Annotated in this window: 25 protein-coding genes; 8 read left to right on the forward strand and 17 right to left on the reverse strand. The window is 64.4% G+C overall.

Translation table 11 applies throughout. From position 1 onward, the window contains the following. Positions 1–93: 93 nt before the first annotated feature. The 11 genes from paaZ to ACPFL9_RS16215 all read right to left on the reverse strand — a co-directional run bounded on the left by paaZ (position 94) and on the right by ACPFL9_RS16215 (position 10,541). Positions 94–2,193, reverse strand: a complete 2,100-nt coding sequence (gene paaZ / locus ACPFL9_RS16165; protein WP_426003864.1) for a phenylacetic acid degradation bifunctional protein PaaZ — start codon at positions 2,191–2,193, stop codon at positions 94–96. 179 nt (positions 2,194–2,372) lie between these two features. Continuing rightward, positions 2,373–3,389 carry a glycosyltransferase family 2 protein gene (locus ACPFL9_RS16170; protein ID WP_426003865.1) on the reverse strand — a complete coding sequence of 339 codons (1,017 nt, stop codon included), beginning with the start codon at positions 3,387–3,389 and terminating at the stop codon, positions 2,373–2,375. Beyond that, positions 3,386–4,123 (reverse strand): tyrosine-protein phosphatase, encoded by a 738-nt coding sequence (locus tag ACPFL9_RS16175; RefSeq protein WP_426003866.1) that lies wholly within the window; start codon positions 4,121–4,123, stop codon positions 3,386–3,388. The genes ACPFL9_RS16170 and ACPFL9_RS16175 overlap by 4 nt, the downstream gene beginning before the upstream one ends. A gap of 90 nt (positions 4,124–4,213) precedes the next feature. Next, positions 4,214–5,128 carry an SGNH/GDSL hydrolase family protein gene (locus ACPFL9_RS16180; RefSeq protein WP_426003867.1) on the reverse strand — a complete coding sequence of 305 codons (915 nt, stop codon included), beginning with the start codon at positions 5,126–5,128 and terminating at the stop codon, positions 4,214–4,216. A 161-nt stretch (positions 5,129–5,289) separates the two neighbouring features. After that, entirely contained in the window at positions 5,290–5,721 is a 432-nt protein-coding gene (locus ACPFL9_RS16185) for a hypothetical protein (protein WP_426003868.1), read from the reverse strand. 1 nt (position 5,722) lies between these two features. Further along, positions 5,723–6,319 (reverse strand): GNAT family N-acetyltransferase, encoded by a 597-nt coding sequence (locus ACPFL9_RS16190; protein WP_426003869.1) that lies wholly within the window; start codon positions 6,317–6,319, stop codon positions 5,723–5,725. A gap of 93 nt (positions 6,320–6,412) precedes the next feature. Next, on the reverse strand, positions 6,413–7,276 hold the full coding sequence (locus ACPFL9_RS16195) for a 3-hydroxyacyl-CoA dehydrogenase family protein (protein WP_426003870.1): 864 nt from the start codon (positions 7,274–7,276) through the stop codon (positions 6,413–6,415). After that, positions 7,273–8,079 carry an enoyl-CoA hydratase/isomerase family protein gene (locus ACPFL9_RS16200; protein WP_426003871.1) on the reverse strand — a complete coding sequence of 269 codons (807 nt, stop codon included), beginning with the start codon at positions 8,077–8,079 and terminating at the stop codon, positions 7,273–7,275. The genes ACPFL9_RS16195 and ACPFL9_RS16200 overlap by 4 nt, the downstream gene beginning before the upstream one ends. Continuing rightward, positions 8,080–9,306, reverse strand: coding sequence for a thiolase family protein (locus tag ACPFL9_RS16205; RefSeq protein WP_426003872.1), 1,227 nt, complete (start codon positions 9,304–9,306; stop codon positions 8,080–8,082). It abuts the gene before it with no gap. Between the two features lie 120 nt (positions 9,307–9,426). Next, positions 9,427–10,083: a pentapeptide repeat-containing protein gene (locus tag ACPFL9_RS16210; protein ID WP_426003873.1), complete on the reverse strand. Its 657-nt coding sequence runs from the start codon at positions 10,081–10,083 to the stop codon at positions 9,427–9,429. After that, positions 10,083–10,541 carry an SRPBCC family protein gene (locus ACPFL9_RS16215; RefSeq protein ID WP_426003874.1) on the reverse strand — a complete coding sequence of 153 codons (459 nt, stop codon included), beginning with the start codon at positions 10,539–10,541 and terminating at the stop codon, positions 10,083–10,085. Before ACPFL9_RS16215 ends, ACPFL9_RS16210 begins: the two co-directional genes overlap by 1 nt. Positions 10,542–10,655: 114 nt before the next feature. On the opposite strand from ACPFL9_RS16215, the gene ACPFL9_RS16220 reads away from it, so the two are divergent. After that, positions 10,656–11,633: an endonuclease domain-containing protein gene (locus ACPFL9_RS16220; RefSeq protein WP_426003875.1), complete on the forward strand. Its 978-nt coding sequence runs from the start codon at positions 10,656–10,658 to the stop codon at positions 11,631–11,633. 56 nt (positions 11,634–11,689) lie between these two features. Here ACPFL9_RS16220 and ACPFL9_RS16225 read toward each other — a convergent pair whose 3' ends face one another. The 5 genes from ACPFL9_RS16225 to ACPFL9_RS16245 form a co-directional block, all read right to left on the reverse strand. Further along, complete coding sequence (locus tag ACPFL9_RS16225; RefSeq protein WP_426003877.1) at positions 11,690–13,153, reverse strand: amino acid permease; 1,464 nt, start codon at positions 13,151–13,153, stop codon at positions 11,690–11,692. Between the two features lie 200 nt (positions 13,154–13,353). Next, complete coding sequence (locus ACPFL9_RS16230) at positions 13,354–15,003, reverse strand: ABC-F family ATP-binding cassette domain-containing protein (RefSeq protein ID WP_426003878.1); 1,650 nt, start codon at positions 15,001–15,003, stop codon at positions 13,354–13,356. Between the two features lie 123 nt (positions 15,004–15,126). Beyond that, positions 15,127–15,993 carry a metal ABC transporter permease gene (locus ACPFL9_RS16235; RefSeq protein WP_426003880.1) on the reverse strand — a complete coding sequence of 289 codons (867 nt, stop codon included), beginning with the start codon at positions 15,991–15,993 and terminating at the stop codon, positions 15,127–15,129. 1 nt (position 15,994) lies between these two features. Then, positions 15,995–16,729, reverse strand: a complete 735-nt coding sequence (locus ACPFL9_RS16240) for a metal ABC transporter ATP-binding protein (protein ID WP_426003882.1) — start codon at positions 16,727–16,729, stop codon at positions 15,995–15,997. Further along, a complete protein-coding gene (locus ACPFL9_RS16245) occupies positions 16,726–17,670 on the reverse strand; it encodes a metal ABC transporter substrate-binding protein (RefSeq protein WP_426003883.1) in 945 nt (314 codons plus the stop codon). Before ACPFL9_RS16245 ends, ACPFL9_RS16240 begins: the two co-directional genes overlap by 4 nt. Positions 17,671–17,723: 53 nt before the next feature. On the opposite strand from ACPFL9_RS16245, the gene ACPFL9_RS16250 reads away from it, so the two are divergent. The 5 genes from ACPFL9_RS16250 to ACPFL9_RS16270 all read left to right on the forward strand — a co-directional run bounded on the left by ACPFL9_RS16250 (position 17,724) and on the right by ACPFL9_RS16270 (position 22,083). Further along, positions 17,724–18,452, forward strand: a complete 729-nt coding sequence (locus ACPFL9_RS16250; RefSeq protein WP_426003884.1) for a CPBP family intramembrane glutamic endopeptidase — start codon at positions 17,724–17,726, stop codon at positions 18,450–18,452. A gap of 123 nt (positions 18,453–18,575) precedes the next feature. Continuing rightward, on the forward strand, positions 18,576–19,013 hold the full coding sequence (locus ACPFL9_RS16255; protein WP_426003885.1) for a VOC family protein: 438 nt from the start codon (positions 18,576–18,578) through the stop codon (positions 19,011–19,013). Between the two features lie 21 nt (positions 19,014–19,034). Beyond that, the gene (locus ACPFL9_RS16260) at positions 19,035–19,994 is read left to right on the forward strand and encodes a 1,4-dihydroxy-2-naphthoyl-CoA synthase (protein ID WP_426003886.1); all 960 of its coding nucleotides are present in this window, start codon (positions 19,035–19,037) and stop codon (positions 19,992–19,994) included. 7 nt (positions 19,995–20,001) lie between these two features. Continuing rightward, positions 20,002–21,141 carry an AMP-binding protein gene (locus ACPFL9_RS16265; RefSeq protein ID WP_426003887.1) on the forward strand — a complete coding sequence of 380 codons (1,140 nt, stop codon included), beginning with the start codon at positions 20,002–20,004 and terminating at the stop codon, positions 21,139–21,141. Positions 21,142–21,201: 60 nt separating this feature from the next. Next, on the forward strand, positions 21,202–22,083 hold the full coding sequence (locus ACPFL9_RS16270; protein ID WP_426003889.1) for a 1,4-dihydroxy-2-naphthoate polyprenyltransferase: 882 nt from the start codon (positions 21,202–21,204) through the stop codon (positions 22,081–22,083). A gap of 29 nt (positions 22,084–22,112) precedes the next feature. Here the strand turns inward: ACPFL9_RS16270 and ACPFL9_RS16275 are convergent, their stop codons facing one another. After that, positions 22,113–22,424 carry a DUF4229 domain-containing protein gene (locus ACPFL9_RS16275; RefSeq protein ID WP_426003891.1) on the reverse strand — a complete coding sequence of 104 codons (312 nt, stop codon included), beginning with the start codon at positions 22,422–22,424 and terminating at the stop codon, positions 22,113–22,115. An 87-nt stretch (positions 22,425–22,511) separates the two neighbouring features. On the opposite strand from ACPFL9_RS16275, the gene ACPFL9_RS16280 reads away from it, so the two are divergent. Together ACPFL9_RS16280 and ACPFL9_RS16285 are read left to right on the forward strand one after the other, a co-directional pair. Further along, positions 22,512–22,958, forward strand: coding sequence for a PLD nuclease N-terminal domain-containing protein (locus ACPFL9_RS16280; RefSeq protein WP_426003892.1), 447 nt, complete (start codon positions 22,512–22,514; stop codon positions 22,956–22,958). Between the two features lie 168 nt (positions 22,959–23,126). Then, complete coding sequence (locus ACPFL9_RS16285) at positions 23,127–23,567, forward strand: hypothetical protein (RefSeq protein ID WP_426003893.1); 441 nt, start codon at positions 23,127–23,129, stop codon at positions 23,565–23,567. Positions 23,568–23,620 lie beyond the last annotated feature (53 nt).

Here is a 23,620-nt window from a genome sequence, read left to right on the forward strand (position 1 = left end):
ACCAAAAACCGGCGATCGGTGAGAGAGCGTCAACCAAAAACCGGCGATCGGTGAGAGAGCGTCAACCAAAAACCGGCGATCGGTGAGAGAGGGTTACTTTTCTACGAGGGTGAGGACGTCGTACGTGGCTACGATTTCGTCGTTCTGGTTGGTCAGGACGGCGTCCCAGGCAACCTCGCCATATTCATCGGTCTCGCGGGGGGTGATCTTCTTGGCGGTCAACGTCACGCGGATGGAATCCCCCGCGGCCACAGGAGTGATGAAGCGCAGGTTCTCCAAGCCGTAGTTGGCCAGCACAGGACCCGGAGCAGGCTCCACGAACAGGCCGGCAGCCCAGCTCAGCAGCAGGTATCCGTGCGCCACGATGCCGGGGAAGAACGGGTTGGCTTCGGCTGCTTCCTGGTTAGTGTGGGCATAGAAGGTATCGCCCGTGGAGTTCGCAAAAGCAGTGATGTCATCCAGCGAGACCTGGCGCAGCTCCGAACGGACGGCGTCGCCGATCCGCAACGTCGCCAAGGACTTGCGGAACGGGTGCTCACCCTCGGTCTCCACAGTGAAGTTGCGGTCAGCGCCGGTGTGCCACTGGCCGGTAACAGCGGTGAGCATGTTCGGCGAACCCTGGATGGCAGTGCGCTGCATGTGGTGCAGCACGGAGCGGATGCCGCCCAGTTCCTCGCCGCCGCCTGCGCGGCCGGGACCGCCGTGCACCAAGTGTGGAACGGGCGAGCCGTGACCGGTGGACGAGCGTGCGTCCTCGCGGTTGAGCATGTGAACGCGCCCGTGATGCGCCGCGATTCCCGCGACCAGCTCGCGCGCCACGGACGGGTCGTTGGTGCACACGGAGGCCACCAGCGAACCCGAACCCCGGGCGGCCAACCGGATTGCATCGGCCAGATCGGAGTAGCCGATCACCGAAGACACCGGACCAAAGGCCTCCACGGAGTGGACCTCTTCGGCTTCCGCGTCGGCCCAGCTGAGAAGGACCGGCGCCATGAAAGCGCCGTCTTCCACTACGCCAACGGTTCCGCCGACCGAGGTGACCGACGGCGAATCGAGGCTGCCGTACGCAAGCTCGCCTCCGGCGTCGAGCATTGACTGGACGGCCGCGCGGACGTCGGCGAGCTGCTCCAGCGAGGCGAGCGCGCCCATGGTGACGCCTTCGGCGCGCGGGTCGCCGACCACGACGCGCTCGTTGATGCGGGCGCCAATGGCAGCGGCGACCTCCGACGTCAATTCAGCAGGAACAATCACGCGACGGATGGCGGTGCACTTCTGGCCGGCCTTGACGGTCATCTCGGTCACGACGGCCTTGACGAAGGCATCGAACTCGGGCGTGCCGGGAACGGCATCGGGGCCGAGGATGGCTGCGTTCAGGGAGTCCGTCTCGGAAGTGAAACGAACGCCGCCCTGGACCACGTTGGGGTGCGACTTGAGCGAAGTCGCGGTTGACGCAGAGCCAGTGAAGGACACGAGGTCGCGGTAGTCGAGTTCGTCCAGGAGCGTGCGGGCCGAGCCGGAGATCAGCTGGAGCGAACCTGCGGGAAGGATGCCGGATTCAATGATCGCCCGGACGGCGTCAGCGGCGACGTAGCCCGTGGGCGTGGCCGGCTTGACGATGGTTGGCACACCGGCCAGGAATGCGGGAGCAAACTTCTCCAGCATGCCCCAGACCGGGAAGTTGAACGCGTTGATCTGTACGGCAACACCGGGAATGCGGGTGTAGATGTGCTCGCCCGCGAACGAACCGTCTTTGGACAGGACCTCCATGGGACCGTCCACAATGACCTGCGAGTTGGGCAGTTCGCGACGCCCCTTGGAGCCAAACGTGAAGAGGACCCCGATGCCGCCGTCGATGTCGATCATGTTGTCGATCTTGGTGGCACCGCTCTGCGAGGAGGAAGCGTACAGCTCCTCGCGCCGGCCGTTGAGGTACATGGCCAGTTCCTTGAGCTTCAGCGCCCGCTGGTGGAAAGTCAGCTTGCCAAGTTCCGTTTGGCCCGTGGTGCGTCCGTGATGTACGACGGCGGCAAGGTCCAGTCCGTCGGTGCTCACGTTGGCCAGCACTTCTCCGGTGCTGGCATCCCGGACCGGGACGGTCCTGGCATCAGGTGCCGGAGTCCACCAGGCATCCTGAACGTAGCTGGGGACGGTGGTAACGGCTGTGGTTTCCGGGGCGACTGCAGTTGTGGTCATCGTCGACGGGTCCTTCCGAGGCACATGGAATCGGCACGGCCATTGCTGGAAGACCCAACATTACTGACCGGCCGTTCGGTAATATATACAGGGTACATGAAGGGCGCGGGCCAGCACAGCGGAATTTTGGGCATGCCTGAGAGAGCAACCGGTCAGGACGGCCGGTACGTGAGAGAGCGTTAGGCCCGGCCACTCAGCTTCCGGGCGAGCTTGACGGGCTTCTTCAGGAATTCGCCCACGCTGGTCCGGGTGATGATGGTGTGGTTCAGGGCGTCCAGGCGTTCCAGCACGTGGTCCAGCTTGGCGGCCGACTCGTCCAGCCGGCGTTGCTGGGCACGGATCAGCTCCTCCTGCTCGGCCAGCACGCGGGTCAGGTACAGCAACGACCCCAGCCCGCCCTTGGCAACCTCATCGCGAAGATGTCCATCGCGCACCAGGGCATCGTACTGGGTGTGGTCGGTGGCCTGGGCAAAGATGCTGTTACCGTCATGGCCTTGCGATTCGGGCCTCTGTGACCAGAAAGCGAGAGGTTCCCCGTCCAGGAAGCCCACCCGGGAGTGGCTCAGGACGCGGAGGTGGAACTCCCAGTCCCCCACTACCGGCAGGCTCTCGTCGAAGTACCCCACGGCGTCGTGGAGGCTGCGCCGGTACAGGAACGAGATCGGAACGGCGCGGTTGATCTTGAGCATGTCGGCCAGCGTGATCTGGCGCAGGTCGGCCCAGAAGATCTCGCGACGGACAGGCCGGATCTCCTCGCCATCCACCTCCTCGATCACGATCTCCGTACGGACCATCACGCCGCTCTCGGATGCGTGGGCCGGATCATCCAGGTAGGCAACGGTCTGCTCCAGGAACGTGGGCGCCCAGAAATCGTCGTCGTCGTGGATCACGAGGAACTCGCCGCTGCCCGCCTTGATGCCGGCGTTGGAAGCAGCTTCCATGCCGACCGATTCCGGGTGGTGCAGCGTAATGATCCGTTCCCGCTCCCCGTCAGGTCGCCGGGAGGTGAGCCGGTCAACGGCAGCCGGGTCGCCGCCGTCGTTCACTATCACGAGCTCGAAATCCTGGAACGTTTGCCCAAAGATGTCCTCCAGTGCGCGGGCCAGGAAGATGGGGCGGTTCTTGGTTCGGGTCACAATCGTGACGCGGGCACCGGCTGTCATGGCTTGTCCGTTCCATTTGGGAAGTGTGATCAATCCTGCATGGTAGCAGCGGTGGAAGCCGTGGGACCCAGCTTCGCGCGAACCGCCGCAATCTCCTCTTCCGTGACGCCGTTGGCAACCAGGAAAGCCACGACGTCGAGCCCGTCCATGAACTCCTTCAGGCCGCTCCGCCGGCCCCGCAGCATCCGTTCCAGGTCGTCCTCGGGCAGGTACGGGTCATGGTCGTGCGGCGCGCCATGGGTGCGGTGGCGCTCGTTGATCCCCCGGGCGGCGAGCTCGTAGCCGTCCACGATCTCCTGGTCGGCCAGACCACCCAAACGCTGCAGCATCAGGGCGATCACTCCGCTGCGGTCCCGGCCAGCCGAACAGTGGACCACTACCTTGCCGGACGACGCCGCAATGGCCCTGAACACCGCTGCGATCTTGTCCGGGAAAAGCCGGAGGTAGTCACCGTACTGTGAAGGGTCTTTCAGATAGGGACCGAAGAGATCGTTGTAGTCGCTATGGTCCGGATCTTCCGTGGGGCAATGTACGACGTCGATGCGCGCCTTGACGGCGTCAGGCACCTCGGGATCTGTGTCGCGTTGCCGCCGCTCGCGCGAGGCGCGAAGATCGATGACCGTGCGGACGCCGTCGTCGTACATTTGCTGCCACCCGGATTCGGTGACCCACTCATGGCGTCCCATCCTGTACACGTCCCCGGCGATCTGCCAGGCGTTCACGGCGCCGTCCCAATCCATGCGAAGGTGCGATCCCGTTCCGTTCATGGAAGCCATGCTAAGCACACCCGGGCTTTCCAGTCGCAGACCCGCTGCCAGGTTGCAGGGCTGCACCCTGGCAGCGGGTCGGCAACGCGGTTACTGCTTGACCAGCTTGGCAGGCTTGACCGCGGACAGCAGTGCCGATGCGTAGGCCTGGTGGCCGGCGTCGTTCGGATGGAAGTTCGAGTCAGCCAAGGGATGTGTCAGGTCCAGCACGATCCATGGATTGTCCGAGTTCACGGCATGGCCCAGGAAGCGCTTGGTCACGTCAACGAACACGGCGTTGGTGCCGCTCTCCGCCACGGCCTTCGCGATGGTGGCATTGAGGGCGTCCACGGCCGTATTCACGGCAATTTGGTTCTCCACCGGGACAACGGTAACCCCGCCGATCACGATATCCCCCTGGGACGGGTCAAACAGGCGGGGATATCCCATGACGACGATAGTGGCGTTCGGAGCCGCAGCCTGGATCGACTGGTACGTCAGTTCCAAGGCGGCCTCAAGACTGCCGAGGTTCTGGATGATTCCCGCCACGGTTGCCGCGCACAACTGGGTGTTGGGGGTGGAGCAAGCCTGAAGCGCGAGGAGGCTGCCGGCGTCAATGGCGCCAGCGGTGATGCTGACCAGATCAGTCTCACCCGACAGGTCGCGGCTGAGGGCCAACGCGGCAATCTGCTCCGCAACTGTCGGTGCGCCGTTGTAGAACGGACTCGGGTTGAGGGGATCGAAAGCCAGGATCGCCCCGTGGCAGGCGGCATTGGCCACCAGGTCCACTCGCTGTGAAGCATCAACCAGGTCCACGTATCCGCCGTCGCTTTGCCAGCAGACCGCGGTACGCACCGAGCCGCCCGCCCCTGTCCCGGCGGTATACGAGTCCCCCAACGCCACATAGTTAACAGGCGGCGGCGGTGCTGCGGCGGCTGGGCCGGTGGCGAAACCCAAGGTCAGCGCCACCATGGCGAGGCTGCCCGCCAAAGCCGTGATCCGGCGTCGTACGCGATTCTTTGCCATGACTACTCCCCTTTGTGGTGATGGGGCTCCGGCGCCTCCACCCGCAGCGGTAATGCTGCTCGCGGAAGCCGCGGCTCGCCCACCAACCGGCCGCTACCGGGGCAATGTGTTGGCTAGATTACGCCTGGTGGGGCGTGCCGCAAAGACCTTTTGACGGATTTTCAGGACCGGGAAGCCCGCCGGCGAACCACATGACCCACCAACGGGAAGACGCCCCCCGCCACCAAGGCAATGCCAACCCACGGAAGCAGGGCGACAGCTTTTTTCGACGAACCTTCCAACGGAATCTCCAGGGTCTCCGGGATATCGTCCGGGTAATACGTGACGGCTATGGACTCTCCCAGTTCATAGGCACAGGGCTCATCGCTGGTCCCCGGCGGCGTCCGATACGTTGTGCCGTCTATGACCACCTCGGCGATCGGTTCGCACAGTCCCTTGGAACTGATTTCCTGGTCGACAACGGTCCCTTGTCCATGGACCATGCCCGGGGGCGGCGGCGCAAAGTTGAAGATCAGCAGCCACAACCCGCCCACAATGACCATGATGATGGCCGCTCGAACGCTGATGCGCGGGCCTTGTTCCGGTGCCACCATCTCAGGGCGTGTATTTAGCCAGACGGAACTCCAGCCCGGTGCGCACGGCAGGCCACTCGTGCTCCAGGATGGAGAACACCACGGTGTCGCGCAGAACGCCGTCGGAGGTCCGGCTGTGGTTGCGCAGCACGCCGTCCTGCTTGGCGCCGAGGCGGGCAATCGCGTCGCGGGACTGATGGTTCAGCCAGTGGGTGCGGAATTCGACGGCGGGACACCCCAAGGTCTCGAAGGCGTGCCGGAGGAGCAACAGCTTTGAGTCGGGGTTGGTGCCCGTGCCATGCACAGATGCGGCATTCCAGGTTGAGCCGATCTCGACCCGGGGTGTAGCCGTGTCGATGTTCATGTAGGTGGTCATTCCGATGAGCTTGCCGTTGCTGTTCAGGCGCGTGGCAAAGGGAACCATGGACCCCGACTCCTGCAAAGCCAGCCGCCGGTCTATTTCGGCGGACATCCTTTCCGGAGACGGAACCGAGGTGTACCAGAGCTTCCACAGCTCTCCATCCCTGGCCGCTTCCACCAGCCCGTCGTGATGCTCACGGCTGAGGGGTTCAAGCGTTACAAAGGCGCCGTTCAGGGTCAGGGGTTCAATCGCAGTCACCCGGCAAGCCTAGCTGACCCGACAGGGTCGCATTTGTGCACGTTTTGAGCGCTCAAAACGCGCACAAATGCGACCCAGTTGGGGGACGGTGGGTTAGTCCTTCCAGTCGAAGAAGCCCTTGCCCGTCTTTCGGCCCAGTTCCCCCCGGGCGACTTTCTCGCGGAGGATCCGGGGCGGGGCGAAGCGGTCACCCAGTGTGGAGTGCAGGTACTCGGCGATACCCAGCCGCACATCCAAGCCCACGATGTCCGTGGTTTTCAGCGGGCCGGTGGGGTGCTTGTAGCCCAGGACCATCGCAGCGTCGATGTCTTCCGCAGACGCCACGCCCTCCTCCACCATGCGCATCGCCTCCAGGGCAATGGCGACGCCCAGCCTCGAGGAGGCAAAGCCGGGAGCGTCATTGACGACGACGGCGGTCTTGCCGAGTGCCTCGGTCCAGCTTTTGGCCGCGGCAGCAAGGCCGGGCGAGGTCTCCTTGGCCAGGACAACCTCGATGAGGGTGGACGCCGGGACCGGGTTGAAGAAGTGCAGGCCCAGGAAGTTGGCCGGGCGGCGGAGCTCGCCGGCCAGTTCCGTGACGGACAGGGACGAGGTGTTTGAGGCAAGGAACGCCTCGGCGGAGAGGTGGTCCTCCACGGCTTTCAGCGCGTTGACCTTGAGCTGGAAATCTTCGGGCACTGCCTCGACAACCAGTCCGCAGTGTATGAACGACGAGTAATCCGTGGACGTGCTGAAGCGGGCCATGGTTTCCTCCGGCGTGCCGGTCAACGTGCCTCGCTCGGCGGACTTGGCTACTGCGTCGGCAACACGGGACTGGGCTCCGGCTGCGGCCTCGTGATCGCGCTCCACCACGATGACCGTGGCTCCCTTGGTGAGGAAAGCGTGGGCAATTCCAGCGCCCATGCGGCCACCACCGAGGACGCCAACTACATGCGGAATTTCAGGGCTGGTTGTCATGGCTGCTTCCTGTCCGTGGTGTTGTCCTGGGCTGATCCTGTGGTTTCCTTGGCGGACTTCTTGTCCAGGAACGCCTGCATGCGGTCGAACTTGGCCTGCGACTCAAAGAGGATCCCTTGGGCCAGGGTGTCGATCAGCGGGTGGGCCTCGGCCGGCGCGTGGAACACCGACTTGGTAATCCGGACAGCCAGGGGGTCCTGGCGGCCGATGCGGTCCGCAAGGTTGTTCGCCGCTTCCATGAGCTCGGGAGCCTCGTGGATCTCGGTCATCAGGTTGATCCGCAGGGCTTCCTCGGCACGGAGCACGGCACCTGCCAGGAGGATTTCCTTGGCCTTGGGCTCTCCCACCAGTTCCTTGAGCCGCCAGGTGGCACCCGCGGCCGCCATGATGCCCAGCCCGGTTTCCGGGTTGCCGATCCGAACACTGGGCGTTCCGATACGGAAGTCGGCAGCATAGGCCAGTTCCGCACCGCCACCCAGGCAGTAACCGTCCAAGGCGGCGATGACGGGCATGGGAAGCTTGGCGATCCTCGCGAAGATGGTGGAGTTGATGCCTTGCAGTGCGTCGTCTCGGCGGCGTTCACGCAACTGGCCGATGTCCGCACCTGAGGCGAACACACCGTCGGTGCCCGCAATGATAAGGACCTTGGGATTTTTCTCCAGCTCAGCACAGACCGTGTGGAGCTCATCCACCATCTTCTGGTCGATGGCGTTCCGGACTTCGGGCCGGTTGAGCAGCACGATCAGCCGGTCATCGCGTTCCTCGAGGAGGAGGGTTGTGAAGTCTTCGGGTTTCAGTCCCATTTAGACGCCTTCCAGAAGCATGGCCGTACCTTGGCCGACACCAATGCACATGGTAGCCAGCCCAAGCTTCGGGCCGGTGTGGGAGGCGAGTTCGCGCTCCATGCGGCCCAGCAGCGTAATCGCAATCCTCGAGCCGCTGGAACCGAGCGGGTGCCCCAGACTGATGGCGCCGCCGTCGTTGTTCACAATCTCCGGGTTCAGCCCCAAACGGCGGATGGTGGCCAGTGACTGGGTGGCGAAGGCTTCGTTAAGTTCCACGGCGCCGAGCTGCTCCACGCTGAGGCCGGTGCGGCCCAGGACTTTCTGCGTGGCAGGGACGGGACCGATGCCCATGATTTCCGGTTCACATCCGGCTGACGCGCCGTCAATGATGCGGGCGCGCGGCGTCAGGCCGAACTTGTTGATGGCAGTCTCGGAGGCGACGATGATGGCGGAGGCGCCGTCGTTCAGGCTTGAGGAGTTCCCTGCCGTCACCACGGAACCGCCGGGAACCACTGGCCGCAGGCCGGCCAGGACGTCCATGGTGGTTCCCTCGCGCGGTCCTTCGTCCGTGTCCACCACGGTCTCGGACTTGCGGGTCTTGACCGTGACGGGGACGATCTCGTCCTTGAACCGCCCACCTGCGATGGCCGCCAGCGCGCGTTCGTGGGATCGGACCGCGAAAGCATCGGCATCCTCCCGCGAAATGTTGTCTACCCGGCCTACTTCCTCGGCCGTTTCCGGCATGGAGTAGGTCATCTTGCCGTCGCGGGACAGCTCGCCCTTGGTGAAGCGGGGATTGGCAAAGCGCCAGCCGATGGAGGTATCGAAAATCTCTCCGGGCTTTGCGAACGCGGTGGTGGGCTTCTCCTGCACCCACGGCGCGCGGCTCATGGACTCCACGCCACCGGCCACCACGATGTCCGCGGCTCCGGACTTGATCATCTGGCTGGCCATGATAATGGCGCTCAGACCTGAAGCGCAAAGCCGGTTGACCGTGATCCCGGGGATGTGGAGGGGAAGTCCGGCAAGGATGGTGGCCATGCGGGCCACGTTGCGGTTTTCCTCGCCTGCGCCGTTGGCGTTGCCGAGGATGACCTCGTCTATTGCGTCAGGGTCGACGCCGGCACGCGCCACAGCTTCCCGGACCACCAAGGCGGCGAGGTCGTCGGGGCGGACCGAGGACAATGCCCCGCCATAGCGACCTACCGGCGTCCGTGCGCCGCCAACAAGAAAAGCCTCGACCATGAGAACATCCTTCGCGAAGTGAAAGGGCCGGCCCGGAATAATATACCGACCGTTCGTTCTATAAAGATTACACGGTGGTGCGGGCCGGTCAACAGGCGAGTCGCGTCATGCGCAGACGCCTCACACCACGCGGATGCCCAAGTGCCCGGCAAGAAGCGGCGCGAGCAGGCTCAACTGGTAGTCGTCGATCACCACGCCGGACAGCCCCGCAAGCCCGTTGATTCCACGGAACTCCGAACTGCGCAAATCCACATCCTTGAGCTTGGCGCCGGTGACGTCCAAGGTGCCGATGGTGCAGTTCTTCAGCGCGACCCGGGTTCCCGCAACGCCGCCAAGGTCCAACTCGTTGATGATGCAATCGGAAATCTGCACATCCGTCAGCTTTGAACCGCGCAGATTAACGTAATCCAGCTTGCCGCCGTCTATTCGGACAGAGCGCCAGGTTCCTTCATAAAGTTCGGCCGAACCCCACCGGGGCTTGCTGATGTCCACGTCCTGCCACGATGTCCGGGCTGCCATCAACACCGGAGCGAAAGGCTCCGCGAGCGTGCATTCACGGAACGTGGCGCCCCTTAACTGGGCCTCATTGAAGGAGACCGCATTGAACTCGCACTCGATGAAATCGGCGCCGCTCAGTTCTTCACCGTCCGCGGATACACGGGTGAACCTCATACCGTCGTACCGTTCGCCACGCTGGAAGTCCGGGGCGTCGTCGTCGCGCAGTACATCCAGCCGCACCGGAGAAATCCTGGGCGCAGCAACTTTCGCTGCCACCATCAGAGGGATTCCGCTTTGGCCGCGATCTCGGCGAGATCCTTCGCCAGCGCTTTTCGCGTGAAACTCATGCCGATCTTCCCGAACAGAGCCATGGTTATCTTTCTCATCAGCGTGGGCTTGAGGACCTCCGCGCCGAACGTCAGGCTGAGGTCCGTACCGCCGTCGCGTTCGTGGAGGGAGAAACGGCTGGTGTAGTCAGCGCCGCCCTGGAGGGCCTTGACCGTGGTACTGCGCGGCGGGTCCGTTTGCGACACCCACATTTCCACGGTCTCCTGCCGGCCCATCATGGTCCGCGTTTCCTTCCAGCGGGTCCCTTCGCCGTACGGGCCTTCGCTGAGCATCTGGATCGAATCGATGCCCGAGATGGTGCCGGCCGAGCCTGGAATGTCCGAGATGACGGCCCACACTTTCTCCGGGCTGGCATTGACGTGCTGGGTCAGGGTGGTGGTGTGCTCCATACATCGAGCCTAGACCCGGCCACCGACACTCCCAACTGCCTGGCATTAGGGGTTGTTCTGAGGCGTCAGAGCAACCCCTAATGCCAGTCAGTTGGGGTGGAGTCCACGGGAGCTGTGGATAACGTCCCGCGCGCCGGGCAGGTTTGCCAGCATGTGGAGATGCGACTCCCACAACCGTTGCCGGATCCCCTCAAGTCAGCGCCGTTCACCTGGCAGGAAGCGCTCGACGCCGGCGTCTCGCGTCAGCGTTGGAGGCACCGCGCGTTGGGGGCACCAAGCAGGGGAATTCGGTCTCCCTCGACCGGCAAACTTGAGCTACCGCAGATCGTGCGCCCCTATACGGTGGTGACTGCCTTTTCAGCCGCTTCGCACGCCACGGCGTTTCTCTTGTGGGAGTTTCCGGGCTTCCTGCCAGGCAGTCACGAGTCCACGATCCACCTCTCGCGTCCGGACACGATGGCCATACCGCGCCGCAAAGGGGTCAAAGGGCATGTGGGCCAGTTCTTCGACGACGAAATCACCAATCTGAACGGCTTGCTCATCACCACAAGGCCCCGCACGTGGCTCGACTGCGCCCGCCGGATGACGATCGATGAAATCACAGTCGTCGCGGATCACCTGCTGAGGAGGCCGCGGGCTGTCTTTGAGGGGCGAAGCGAGCCGTTTTGCACCCGCGAAGAGCTGGAACAGATGTTGGATCGGCACAAGGGGACGCCCGGCATCCGGAAAGCGCGGCTGGCATTGGATCAGGCGCGGATCGGTGCCGATTCCGCGCCGGAAACGCGACTTCGACTGGCACTCGAACGGGCCGGCTTGCCCGAACCGGAACTCAACCGGCCCACGGAACTGGGTTCCGGCGTCGTGCGTGAACCCGACCTTGGCTTCCGTGAGCAGCGCGTCGCCGTGGAGTACGAAGGCGAGGGGCACTCAGAGCCCGCCCAAATTGTCCGGGACATTGAACGCGAGGAGGACTACAGCCGCGCGGGCTGGAGACTTGTCCGCATTTCAAAGCGCCACATGGGAATCGATGCCCACCGGGCCGTGTCCAAGGTAAGGAACGCGCTCATTGGTCAAGGCTGGACACCCAAGTAGCTGGCATTAGGGGTTGCTCTGAGGCGTCAGAACAACCCCTAATGCCAGTCAGTTGCTTAAGAGAACAGCTCGCTCTTCGGTTCGCGGTGCTTGACCTTCTGCCAGCCGAGCCACAGGACCAGGGCAAAGAACGGGATGGTCGCCAGGGTCCAGAGGCCCAGCAGGAAGACCTCGCCCGTTTCCTTGTTGGTCATGGTGTCAAAACCGATCAGCACGGTGATGGCCAGCAGGGCGAACAAGCCCAGCCAGCTGGTCCACGGCGAACCCGGCATCGGCAGGCTGGACACCTTGCCGCGCTTTTTCCGCAGGGCGATCTGGCTGGCGAAAATTGAACCCCAAGTGAAGATCACGCCGATGGACGCGGTGTTCAAGGCGAGGTCGAAGGCGTAGGAGCCGCCCAGCCAGATGTTCAGGAGGATGCCCACGAGGTACACCGCGCCGATCGCAAGGATGGCAGCGTAAGGGACATGGCGGGTGGACATCCTGGTCAACCACTGCGGAGCGTGCCCGTTGTTGGCCATGGTGCGGAAGATTCGGCCGATCGAGTACAGGCCCGAATTGCAGGAGGACAGGGCGGCGGTGATGACGATCATGTTCATGACATCGCCCATCCAGCCGAGGCCCATCTGGCCGAACACGGTGACGAACGGCGAGGTGCCGGCCTTGTACTGGTCCGACGGCAGGAGCATGGCCAGCAGCGTCACGGAACCTACGTAGAACACCACGATGCGGAGGACGACGGCGCGGATCGCCTTGGGTACTTCACGTTCCGGGTTCTCCATCTCACCGGCGGTGATGCCCACCAGTTCGATCGCGTTGTACGCGAAGATCACGGCATTCAGCACAAGGATCATCACCAGTGCGCCCTTGGGGAACATACCGCCGTCGTCATGGAAGAGGTTGGCCACCGAAGCGTTGCCTTCGCCGACCTTGGCGTTGGTGACCACCATGAAGGTGCCCACGGCCAGGAAGATCACGATTGCCGCAACCTTCAGGCAGGAAGCCCAGAATTCGAACTCGCCGAACGCCTTCACGCTGAAGAGGTTCACGGCCACCAACAGCACCAGCGCTGCGATTGCGGACAACTCCACCGGGACATTGGGGAAGAAGAACTGGAAGTACAGGCCGATCGCGATCAGCTCGGCGATTCCGGTCATGGCCCAGTTGATGAAGTACATCCACCCGGAAAGGTAGGCGCCCTTCTTGCCGAACATTTCGCCGGCGTAGCTCACGAACGAGCCCGAGGTTTGGCGGTACATGATGAGTTCGCCCAAGGCGCGCATGAGCAGGTACGCGATGACGCCGGCAATGGCGTAGGAGAAAATCAGGGCGGGGCCGGTGGAGGCCAGGCGGCCACCGGCGCCCATGAAGAGGCCGACGCCGATTGCGCCGCCCATGGCGATCATGGTGACGTGGCGACGGCTCAGGGTCTTCTGGTAACCCTCGGCGCTGAGGGTGCTCCCGACGGCGGTGGATGGAGCCGTGGGGTTATGGACTTCTGTGGGGGTACTTTGCGGCACAGCTGTTCCTTGTGGGTCGGGGTGTTGCTGTAGGGGGTCGCGCCAGTGCCGGAACACGGGCGGCTTTGCCACACAAAATTCGATGGATTTCCCTTTGAGGATCCCGTTGTGTGACGCAGACCGCAGAACGCCGAAGGTTCGCGCAACCCGTCTATCTTACGCCATGTGACGGAGGACCCGTGACGCAGGCAACAAGCGGCCTACAGCAACTCCCCATCCTGCATGCCGTAGCGCACCCAGTTCCCCGCTTTCGCATGACCGGCACAAGCATCGAACCACTCCCCTAGCGCCCGGTCGTGGCTCACGATAACCACCGTCCCCGCGAACTCCGCGAGCGCCTCTTCCAGCTGTTCCACGAGCACGGGAGCCAAGTGGTTGGTGGGTTCGTCCAGGATCATCGTCTGATGGTTGCCCAGCAGCAGCCGTGCCAAGGCGAGGCGCCGCTGCTGCCCTGCGGACAGGCTTCCTACCGGGACGTGGAACTCCGCGGGCCTGAACAGCCCCAGGCGCAGGAGCGCCTCGGCGTGTTCTTCCATGCTGCCGGTGAGTCCGGCCGCAAACGCCGGCAGGAGCCTGAGTCCTGGCCGCTTCGGCACCTCCAGTTCCTGGCGGAGGTATCCCACGGCGCCGCACACCGTCACCGTCCCGGCGGCCGGCTGCAGCATTCCAGCGAGAACCGATACCAGGGTTGACTTACCGGCACCATTCGGGCCTGTGATGAGCACTTTTTCGCCGGCCTCCACCCGGAGGTCCGTGGGCACCAGCCGACCAGGAACAGCAATGCCGCGTGCTTCGATCGCGGGTCCGGCGCTGTCCTGCACAGCGCCGTCCAAGGAGGCATCCAGTTTCAGCGGCACGGGCGGCCGGTCCACGGGGTTCGCCTCCAAGCGCTGGAGGCGTTCCCGTGCATTGCGGACCTTGCTGGCCGCTGCCCGCTCCCAGGTGCCCGTCTTGACGCCGAAAGCCATTTTGTCGTTGTCGCGCCGCCGGCCATAGCCCATCCCGTCCGCCACCGTCGCGGCCTGCAGGCGCTCGGCCGCCATGGCGTCGATCCACGTCGCGTATTCCTGGACCCAGCGGGCGCGTTGGGCAGCCTTTTCGCGCAGGTAGCCGTCGTAGCCCATTCCGTAGCGGTTGACGCGGCGGCGGTCCCCATCCACCTCAATGACGGTGCCCGCGACCTTGCGCAGGAGCATCCGGTCATGGGACACCACCACCACGGTCCCGCGGTGTGCTGCCAGGCGGCGCTCGAGCCAGTCCACGCCCGAAGCATCCAGATGGTTGGTGGGTTCGTCCAGCAGCAGGGCATCTGCCGGATCGGCCAGCAGGCAGGCGAGCGCTACCCGTTCCTGCTCGCCACCGGACAGGGTTGACAGCGTACGACGCCGGTCAAGGCCTCCCAGCCTCAGCTTGTCGAGCGCTGCTTCAACCCGCGATTCGGCGCCGTAGCCTTCCCGGAGTTGGTACTCGGTCTGCAGGCTTCCATAGTGGTCGAGGGTTTCAGCGTCGGCCTCTTCGAGGCCGCGTTCCAGCTCCGCGATGCGCGCTTCCAGCGTTCGCAGGGCTGCCAGGGAAGCATCGATGGCATCCTCCACGGTCAACGACCCGGGGAGGCCTTTTGATTGGGCGAGGTACCCCACCCGGTAGCCGGGCCCGCCCGCCACACCCGCGCTACCGGCGTCGGGCGTTTCAACGCCGGCGAGCAGCCGCAGGACGGTGGATTTGCCGACCCCGTTTTCGCCGACAACCGCCACATGTTCACCGTGGCCGATCACCAGGTGGGCGGCGTCAAGAAGTGTGCGGTCCCCATAGCCGTGGGACACGCCGGAAAGGTGAAGATGGTTCGTCAAGAGGATCCTCGCAGGTACGCAGGAAGCAGCGGAACGCCGCTCGGGCACTGGGGATGCAGCCGGAAAGTGGGGGCTGCGCTCAAGACTTCATCGGTCCAGACTGCCCGGACGGAGGCAGCCGCGTCAAGCCGCGGCGGCCAGGGTCCTCTTCCGCCGGGCCTTCGCCAGCCGGGTCCCGATCAGGCCCTGCCGCGGGCTGAACAGATAGACGACGGCGAAGACCGCACCTTGCGTGACCACCACCATGGCACCCGATGCCGTATCCAGGTAGTAGCTCAGATAGATGCCGGTGACGGAGCACAGCACGGAGATCACGGGCGCGATGACGAGCATCCGGTTGAAGCGGTCCGTGAGCAGGTACGCGGTGGATCCGGGGATGATGAGCATGGCCACCACCAGCACCACTCCCACGGTCTGCAGGGCCACCACCGACGTCAGCGCCAGCAGACCCAGCAGCAGTGCGCCGAGCATGCGCGGGGACAGTCCTATGGCGTGGGCGTGTGTGGGGTCGAAGGCGTACAGGGTGAGGTCGCGGCGTTTGAGGATCAGGATGGCGAAGGCCACCGCCCCCAGGACCACCACCTGGATGAGGTCCGCCATACTGACGCCCAGAAGGTTGCCGAAGATGATGTGGTTCAGGTCGGTTTGGCTGGGTGTCACTGAGATCAGGACCAACCCGAAGGCAAAGAGGGACGTAAACACAATGCCGATCGCAGCGTCTTCCTTGACCCTGCTGGTATTGCGCACCACCCCGATCAACGTCACTGCGATCAGGGCAAAGACCAGCGCGCCCAGGGCAAACGGCGCCCCCACGATGTAGGCCAGGACGACGCCGGGCAGCACCGCGTGCGAGACGGCGTCACCCATGAGGGACCAACCGATCAGGACGAGCCAGCAGCTCAGGACCGCGCACACGACTGCTGCGATGGCTGTGGTGGCCAATGCCCGGACCATGAAGTCATAGCTGAGCGGTTCGAGGAGGAATTCCATCTCAGCCCCTGTTCATGACGTCGAGGCCGAAAGCCATGGCCAGGTTTTCTGGTTGGAGGACCACATCGGGACTGCCGTGCATGAGGACTTTGCGCATAAGGAGCACGGCCTCGTCGCACAACTGCGGGAGGGCATGGAGATCGTGGGTGGAGACCAGGATGGTGGCGCCGTCCGTGGCGAGTTCACGGAGCAGCCTGGTGATGGTCGCCTCGGACCTCTTGTCGACACCTGCGAAGGGTTCATCGAGGAGCATCATGGTTGCTCCTTGGGCGATGCCGCGGGCCACGAAGGCCCGCTTCTTCTGGCCGCCGGACAGCTGGCCGATCTGGCGGTCGGCAAAGTCAGCCAGTTCCACGCGTTCCAAAGCATGCTCGACGGCGTCCCGGTCCGCCTTGCGGGGGCGGCGGGTGAAACCCAGGTGCCCGTAGCGGCCCATCATCACCACGTCGCGGACGGACAGCGGGAAGGCCCAGTCAACATCTTCGCTCTGGGGAACGTAGCCGATCCCTGCTTCCCTGCGGATCCTGGCCGGTGTGTGGCCGTTGATGAGGACCCGGCCGGAATCCGGCTTGACCATGCCCATGATGGTTTTGAACAGCGTGGATTTTCCCGAACCGTTCATCCCCACCAAACCACAAATCCGTGAGTGGTCCAGGGTGAAAGAGGCCGAGTCCAGGGCGAGCACTTCGCCGTAGTGGACGGTGACGTCCTGGACGGCGATCGCCGGGCTGCTCACTGCGCACCTCCTGTGAGTGCCTCCGTGATGGTCTTGGCATCGTGCCGGATAAGGTCCAGGTAGGTCGGAACGGGGCCGTCGGCTTCGGACAGGGAATCCACGTACAGGACTCCGCCGAATTTGGCTCCGGTGGCACCCACCACCTGTTGCATGGGCGCGTCCGACACCGTCGACTCGCAGAACACGGCCGGCACCTGGTTGTCCTTGACGAACCCGATAGCCCGGGCGATCTGCTGCGGCGTGGCCTGTTGCTCGGCGTTGACGGCCCAGATGTACACCTCTTTGAGGCCGGCGTCCCGCGCCAGGTAGGAGAAAGCCCCCTCACAGGTGACCAACGCACGGTGCGCTTCGGGCAGGACCGCGAGCTTGCTGACCATCTCGTCCTTAACCGTCTGCAGTTGGGTGTTGTAGGACTTGGCGTTGGCCTCGAATTCCGAGGCATGCTCCGGCGCCAGCCTGGCAAACGCCTTGGCCATGTTGTTGGCATAGATCTGGACGTTGTCCGGCGACATCCACGCATGCGGGTTCGGCTTGCCCTGGTAGCTGTCTTCGCCGATCTCCATGACATCGACGCCTTCACTCACTACGGCGTGGGGCACGTCGAGATCCTCGACGAACTGGTCGAACCATGCTTCAAGGTTCAGGCCGTTGTCCAGGATGAGGTCCGCCTGGGCAGCTTTACGGATATCCCCGGGGGTGGGCTCGTAGCCATGGATTTCCGCCCCGGCTTTGGTGATCGATTCCACCTGGAGTTTGTCACCGGCCACGTTCCGGGCAATGTCGGCCAGGACAGTGAAGGTGGTGAGGACCATGGGCTTGTCCCCGTTTCCGGCAGGGGAACTCCCCCCGCAGGCAGAGAGGCATAGGGCAACGGCCAGGGTGACCAGGACAGCAGCGAAACGGCGGACATCTTTGGCGCGCCGAAACGAAAAGTTAGGCATACCGAAAAGTGTAGCCGCCGCATGCAGGACGCGGCAAAGATTAGGCTGGTTGCATGGGCACCATGTCACTGCGGCCGAAGCTCTATCGCTACAACGCGCTGGATGCCGTGGCTGTTGCCGCCTACACCGGCCTCACGCTCCTCTTTGTCTTCGCAGGCGGATCCGTCCAAAGGCTCATGCTTGAGGTTTTCCGCGACCCGGCCACAGCGTCCTATGCCATCAACGCAATCTTTTATGCCGCCGTCGGGATTTTCGCCCTTGCCTCCGCCTGGCGCGTGGCGCGCCGGGACCTGGGCATCCTGGGCACCCGCCCGTGGTTCACGCTGGGCATGGTGCCGCTGGCGGTGGTGGTCATGCTGATCGTCACCGCGATCCTGCTGGGAGTGCTGGGCGGTGCGCAAAGCTCCCAAAACCAACTGGGCATCCAGGGCATGTTGCAGCAGGTCCCTGCGTGGCTGATGGTCCCGCTGCTGGTGGTGCTTGGGCCGTTCGTTGAGGAATACCTCTTCCGGCACCTGTTGATCGGCAAGCTCTCCCAGTATGTGAACCTGTGGATCTGCTGCGGGATTTCCGTGGTGGTCTTTGCTTCGATCCACGTCGTCGGGCGCGAGGGCCTCGTCCTGCAGGCCCTGGCTCCGTATCTGGGCATGGCGGTAGTGCTGGTGGCGGTCTACGTGTGGACGGGCAAGAACCTCATGTTCTCCTACTTGGTCCACGCCGCGAAGAACCTGCTGGCCGTACTCCTGATCTACGCAGTCCCCGCCGACCTCCTCCCCAACTAGGTCGCATTTGTGCGCGTTTTGAGCCGTCAAAACGCGCACAAATGCGACCCAGTTGGGTGATGCGGACGGGAAGTGACCGCATAGGCCTACCCGGCCACCCACCGCCGGATTAGCTTGGAGCACATGACACTCAACATCCAGGTAGTCGTCGACTGTAAAAAGCCCCACGAGCTCGCGGACTGGTGGGCGGAGACCCTCGAATGGGCGGTGGAGCCACAGGACGAGGACTTCATCCGGTCCATGATCGACCAGGGATACGCCACCGAGGACCAGACCATCACCCACAACGGCAAACTGGTCTGGGCGGAGGGCTGCGCCATCGTTCCCGCCGAGGACACCGATCCCAAGACCGGCCGCCGCATCCTCTTCCAGACAGACCCCAACCCGAAGACCGTGAAAAACCGCGTGCACTGGGATGTCAGGCTGGACGGACGGGACAAGGACGTGGTCCGCAAAGAACTGGAAGCCCGCGGGGCCAGGCACCTGTGGACCGCCAACCAGGGGCCGCACGTATGGCACACCATGGCCGACCCGGAGGGCAACGAGTTCTGCATCAGCTGAGGCCATTACTAGACTCGGACTGTGAACAACGATCTCCCCGCCAAGGTTTCCGACGTCTTTGACCCCTCGCGCTGGCGCACAGTCTCCGGCTTTGACGACTTCAAGGACATGACGTACCACCGGCAGGTTGAGCGCACGGAAGCCGGAGTCAGGGATCTCCCCACCGTCCGGATCGCCTTCAACAGGCCCGAGGTCCGCAACGCATTCCGTCCAGGCACGGTGGACGAGCTCTACCGTGCCATGGACCACGCCCGCATGACCCCGGATGTCGCCACAGTCCTGCTCACGGGCAACGGCCCTTCCGCAAAGGATGGCGGGCACTCCTTCTGCTCCGGTGGCGACCAGCGCATCCGTGGGCGGGACGGCTACCGGTACCAGGTAGAGGGCGCAGGGGGAGATACTGCTGAGTTCATCGACCCCGCCCGCGCCGGTCGCCTCCACATCCTCGAAGTCCAGCGCCTCATGCGGACCATGCCCAAGGTGGTCATCGCCGTCGTCAACGGCTGGGCGGCTGGCGGCGGGCACTCGCTCCACGTGGTCAGCGACCTCACCATCGCCTCCCGCCAGCACGGCAAGTTCAAGCAGACTGACGCCACGGTGGGAAGCTTCGACGCCGGATACGGCTCGGCGCTGCTGGCCCGCCAGATCGGGCAGAAAGCCGCGCGGGAAATCTTCTTCCTGGCCCGTGAATACACGGCCGACGAGATGGTCCGCATGGGCGCCGTCAACGAGGCCGTGGACCACGAGCGGCTGGAAGAGGTCGCCCTGGAGTACGCCGCAGACATCGCCCGGCAGTCGCCGCAGGCGATCCGCATGCTCAAGTTCGCGTTCAACCTCGCAGATGACGGACTTGCCGGCCAGCAGGTCTTCGCCGGTGAAGCAACGCGCCTTGCCTACATGACGGATGAGGCGGTGGAAGGCAAGGAAGCGTTCCTGCAAAAACGCGACCCCGACTGGTCCCCGTTCCCCTACTACTTCTAGGACCACCGTGGACATCGATCCCATCCTCAAGGCCCTGTCCGCTGCCCTCCATGGCGAGGGTCCCGCCGTCGAAATCGTCACTGACGCCACCGGGCAGCCGACTGCTGTTCCAGTGGAGACCGGCGTCGAGGACGCTGCCGTGGTGGTCCGGACCTCCGGTTCCACGGGAACGCCCAAGGCAACGGTCCTCACCATCGATGCGCTGGCGGCTTCGTCCGTGGGCACGGCCATCGCACTCCGCGGCGAGGGCCAGTGGCTCCTGGCACTGCCGCTGCAGTACGTGGCCGGCGTGCAGGTCCTGGTCCGCTCCCTCTACGCCGGAACCCGGCCTTGGGTCATGGACCAGTCCAACGGCTTCACTCCCGAGGCGTTCACGGCCGCTGCCGAAGAATTGACGGACCGGATCCGCTTCACATCGCTGGTCCCCACGCAGCTCCAGCGGCTGCTGGACTCCCCCGCCCCCGGAACCCTGGCCGCGCTGCGCCGTTTCAACGCGATCCTGCTGGGCGGCGCACCGGCACCTTCCGAACTGCTCGCGGCCGCGCAGGCAGCGGGACTCAACGTGGTCACCACGTACGGCTCAGCCGAGACGTGCGGCGGGTGCGTGTACGACGGCGAGCCGCTGGACGGCGTCGAAGTCCGCATCGGCGGGGGCGACCTGGAAGGCCGGATCCTGCTGGGCGGCGAGACCGTTGCGGCTGGTTACCTGGACAGCGCGCGCGCTTCCACTGACGTCTTCTTCGAGGAGGACGACGTCCGCTGGTACGTCACCGGTGACCTGGGCGAGCTCAGCGCCGACGGCAGGCTCACCGTGTTGGGCCGCGCTGACGACGTCATCATCACCGGCGGCGTCAAGGCCTCCGCCGCTTACATCCAAAGCAAGCTGGAGGAGCTCGACGGCGTCACGGCGGCTTTCGTGGCCGGCGTCGCCTCACGCGAGTGGGGCCAGGCGGTAGCGGCCTACGTGGCAATGGCGAACCCCACGCCCGGTGGAATCAAGGGTTTTACTGCCCGACGCGAAACCGCATTGGGCATTTTGGCGCCCAAGACGGTGCTCGTGGAGAAGGAACTGATTATGCTCCCGAACGGAAAACCGGACAGGCTGGCCATGATCGAACAGCTGGAACAGCTGCATCAGGGACAATAGACAGGTTCTCCCCTAACGAACCTGACTGAAGATCGACGCGAAACACACGAGGTACTGCACGTGGCGACAGCTGCACAATGGATCCAAGGAGCCCGGCTCCGCACTCTGCCCGCGGCGATTGCCCCTGTCCTGATCGGCTCGGCGGCGGCGTTTGAACTCCATGCATTCCGGCTGCCCAACGCTATCCTCGCCGCCTTGGTGGCCCTCCTGCTGCAGGTGGGCGTGAACTACGCCAACGACTACTCGGACGGAATCCGCGGCACGGACGAAGACCGCGTTGGTCCCCTGCGACTGGTGGGCTCGGGAGCGGCCAAGCCGGAGCAGGTCAAGTGGGCGGCCTTCGGCCTCTTTGGGCTGGCGATGCTGTGTGGTCTGATCCTGGTGATCATCACGCAGACGTGGTGGCTGATCCTGGTGGGTGTGGGCTGTGTCCTGGCGGCATGGGGTTACACCGGCGGCAAGAACCCCTACGGTTACCTGGGTCTGGGCGATGTCTTCGTCTTCGTGTTCTTCGGGCTGGTTGCCACCCTGGGCACCACCTACACCCAGGCCGGACAAGTGAGCCTGGCCGCCGTGGTGGGCGCGATCGGCACGGGCCTGATCGCGTGCGCCCTGCTGATGGCCAACAACGTCCGCGACATCCCCACGGACGCAGCGGCCGGCAAACGGACACTGGCCGTACGGCTGGGCGACCGGCACGCCCGCGAAAGCTACGTGCTGATGCTGGGCGTTGCCATTCTGCTGGTCATCATCCTGGCGCCCACCAAGCCGTGGATGCTGATCGTGCTGTTGCTGATCCCGGCCTGCCTCATGCCGGCGTGGCTCATGGTCAACGGAAAGAAGCGCAAGAGCCTCATCCCGGTCCTCAAGCAGACCGGCCTGATCAACCTCGGCTACAGCCTGCTGTTCTCACTGGGCCTGGTGCTCAGCACCGGGTTCTAGGTCCGGACTACGCCGGGGCGGCGAAGGGATTATGCCTGGGGGCGGCGCTTGTCGTTGTCGATGGCAACGTCCGGGTTCTTCTCCACGAGGCCGTCCTCAGCCGCGGCGTCTTCCACCTCACCGGCTGTGCGGATGGGCTTGGCCCGGCCGGAGAAACGCTCGCGCATGGCAGCGGTGGCTTGGTCCCGCTGCTTCTGGAAAAACAGGTAGCTGATGGCAAAGGCAATCAGCCCGGCAAAGAGCACTGCCAGGAACACTCCCGTCCCCAAAAACAGGAAAAGCACGAACAAGGGCACAAACAGCGCCAAACGGATCAGGGAATACTTCAGGAAAGCCACCATCCAAGTTTAGCCGCCGTGATGGTTGCACTCTGATCACGGCCCCAACAAGGCATCCAGCGAACGGCTTCCGGCGATTAGACTTGGTGCATGCTCCGGGTTGTTGGCGTCGTCGTCGTCCTTGTCATCTTCGTCTACGCCCTCGTGGACGTGATCCGTACCGACGGGCGCCTCACGCGCGGCATCTCCAAACCGGCGTGGATCGTGGTCATGATCCTCCTGCCGCTGTTGGGCGCCATCCTGTGGTTCATCTTTGGCAGGCCTTACGGCAAGCCCTCGGCTCCGCAGGTACGCCGGCATCCCACCGCACCGGACGACGATCCCGAGTTCCTCCGCAACCTGGAAGTCCGCCGCCGCAACCAGGCGGAAGAAGCGCGCCTCAAAAAGCTCAGGGCTGAGCTCGAGGCCAAGGAGCGGAAGCTCAACGAATCCGATGGCACCTCCGGCGACGCCACCACGGACCGTGCCCCGGGATTCCCCTCCGGCGAGGCCAAGCGCGGCGAGCCGGATCCCCATGACACGGACGAGCTGAAGTAGGCAACCATGGCCCAGCAAGCTGATGAATCACGGTCCTCCCAAAGTTTTGTCACCGCATCATCAGCCAGCGGGCCCCCGTCAGGTCCACCATCGCCCCCTGCACGCCCGGGCATCTCGCTCCCGGTACCGCCACCCATTCCGGCGGCGGTGCGGCCTCCGGTTCCTGCCTTGGCTTCCAAAGCCTTATGGATCGCCAGCTTCGTGGCAGGAGCAGCGGTCCTCGTCACCGGGTTCCTGGCCCGTGACTCGCAGTTCGAACGCCTGAAAGGCGTCATCGCCGGCATGGTCCCGGATGGCGATGCCCAGGCAGTCGAGGGCGCCACCGCCGTCGTATTCCTTGGCAGCCTGGCCCTTCTCGCCTTGGTGACCGCCATGGAGGCCGTGCTGGTGGCCGTAGCCTTCAAGCAGCGCAGCTGGGCGCGCTGGGTCCTGGCCCCCGTGGTCCTCTTCCATGCCGTAGTGGTGGTCATGACCGCGGACTGGCTGGTGGCGCCGGGCGGGGACGGGGCCCTCGCCATTATCCTGCTGGCTGCCCAGTACATCCTGGCCGCCGCGGGACTGGTCCTGCTCTTCTTTCCCTCCACCACGCAGTGGCTCACCCCCAAGTAGGTCGCAGCTGTGCGCGTTTTGAGCGCTCAAAACGCGCACAAGTGCGACCTGGT

It is taken from the genome of Paenarthrobacter sp. NyZ202 (assembly GCF_049860755.1).
In the GTDB taxonomy this organism is placed as follows: domain Bacteria; phylum Actinomycetota; class Actinomycetes; order Actinomycetales; family Micrococcaceae; genus Arthrobacter.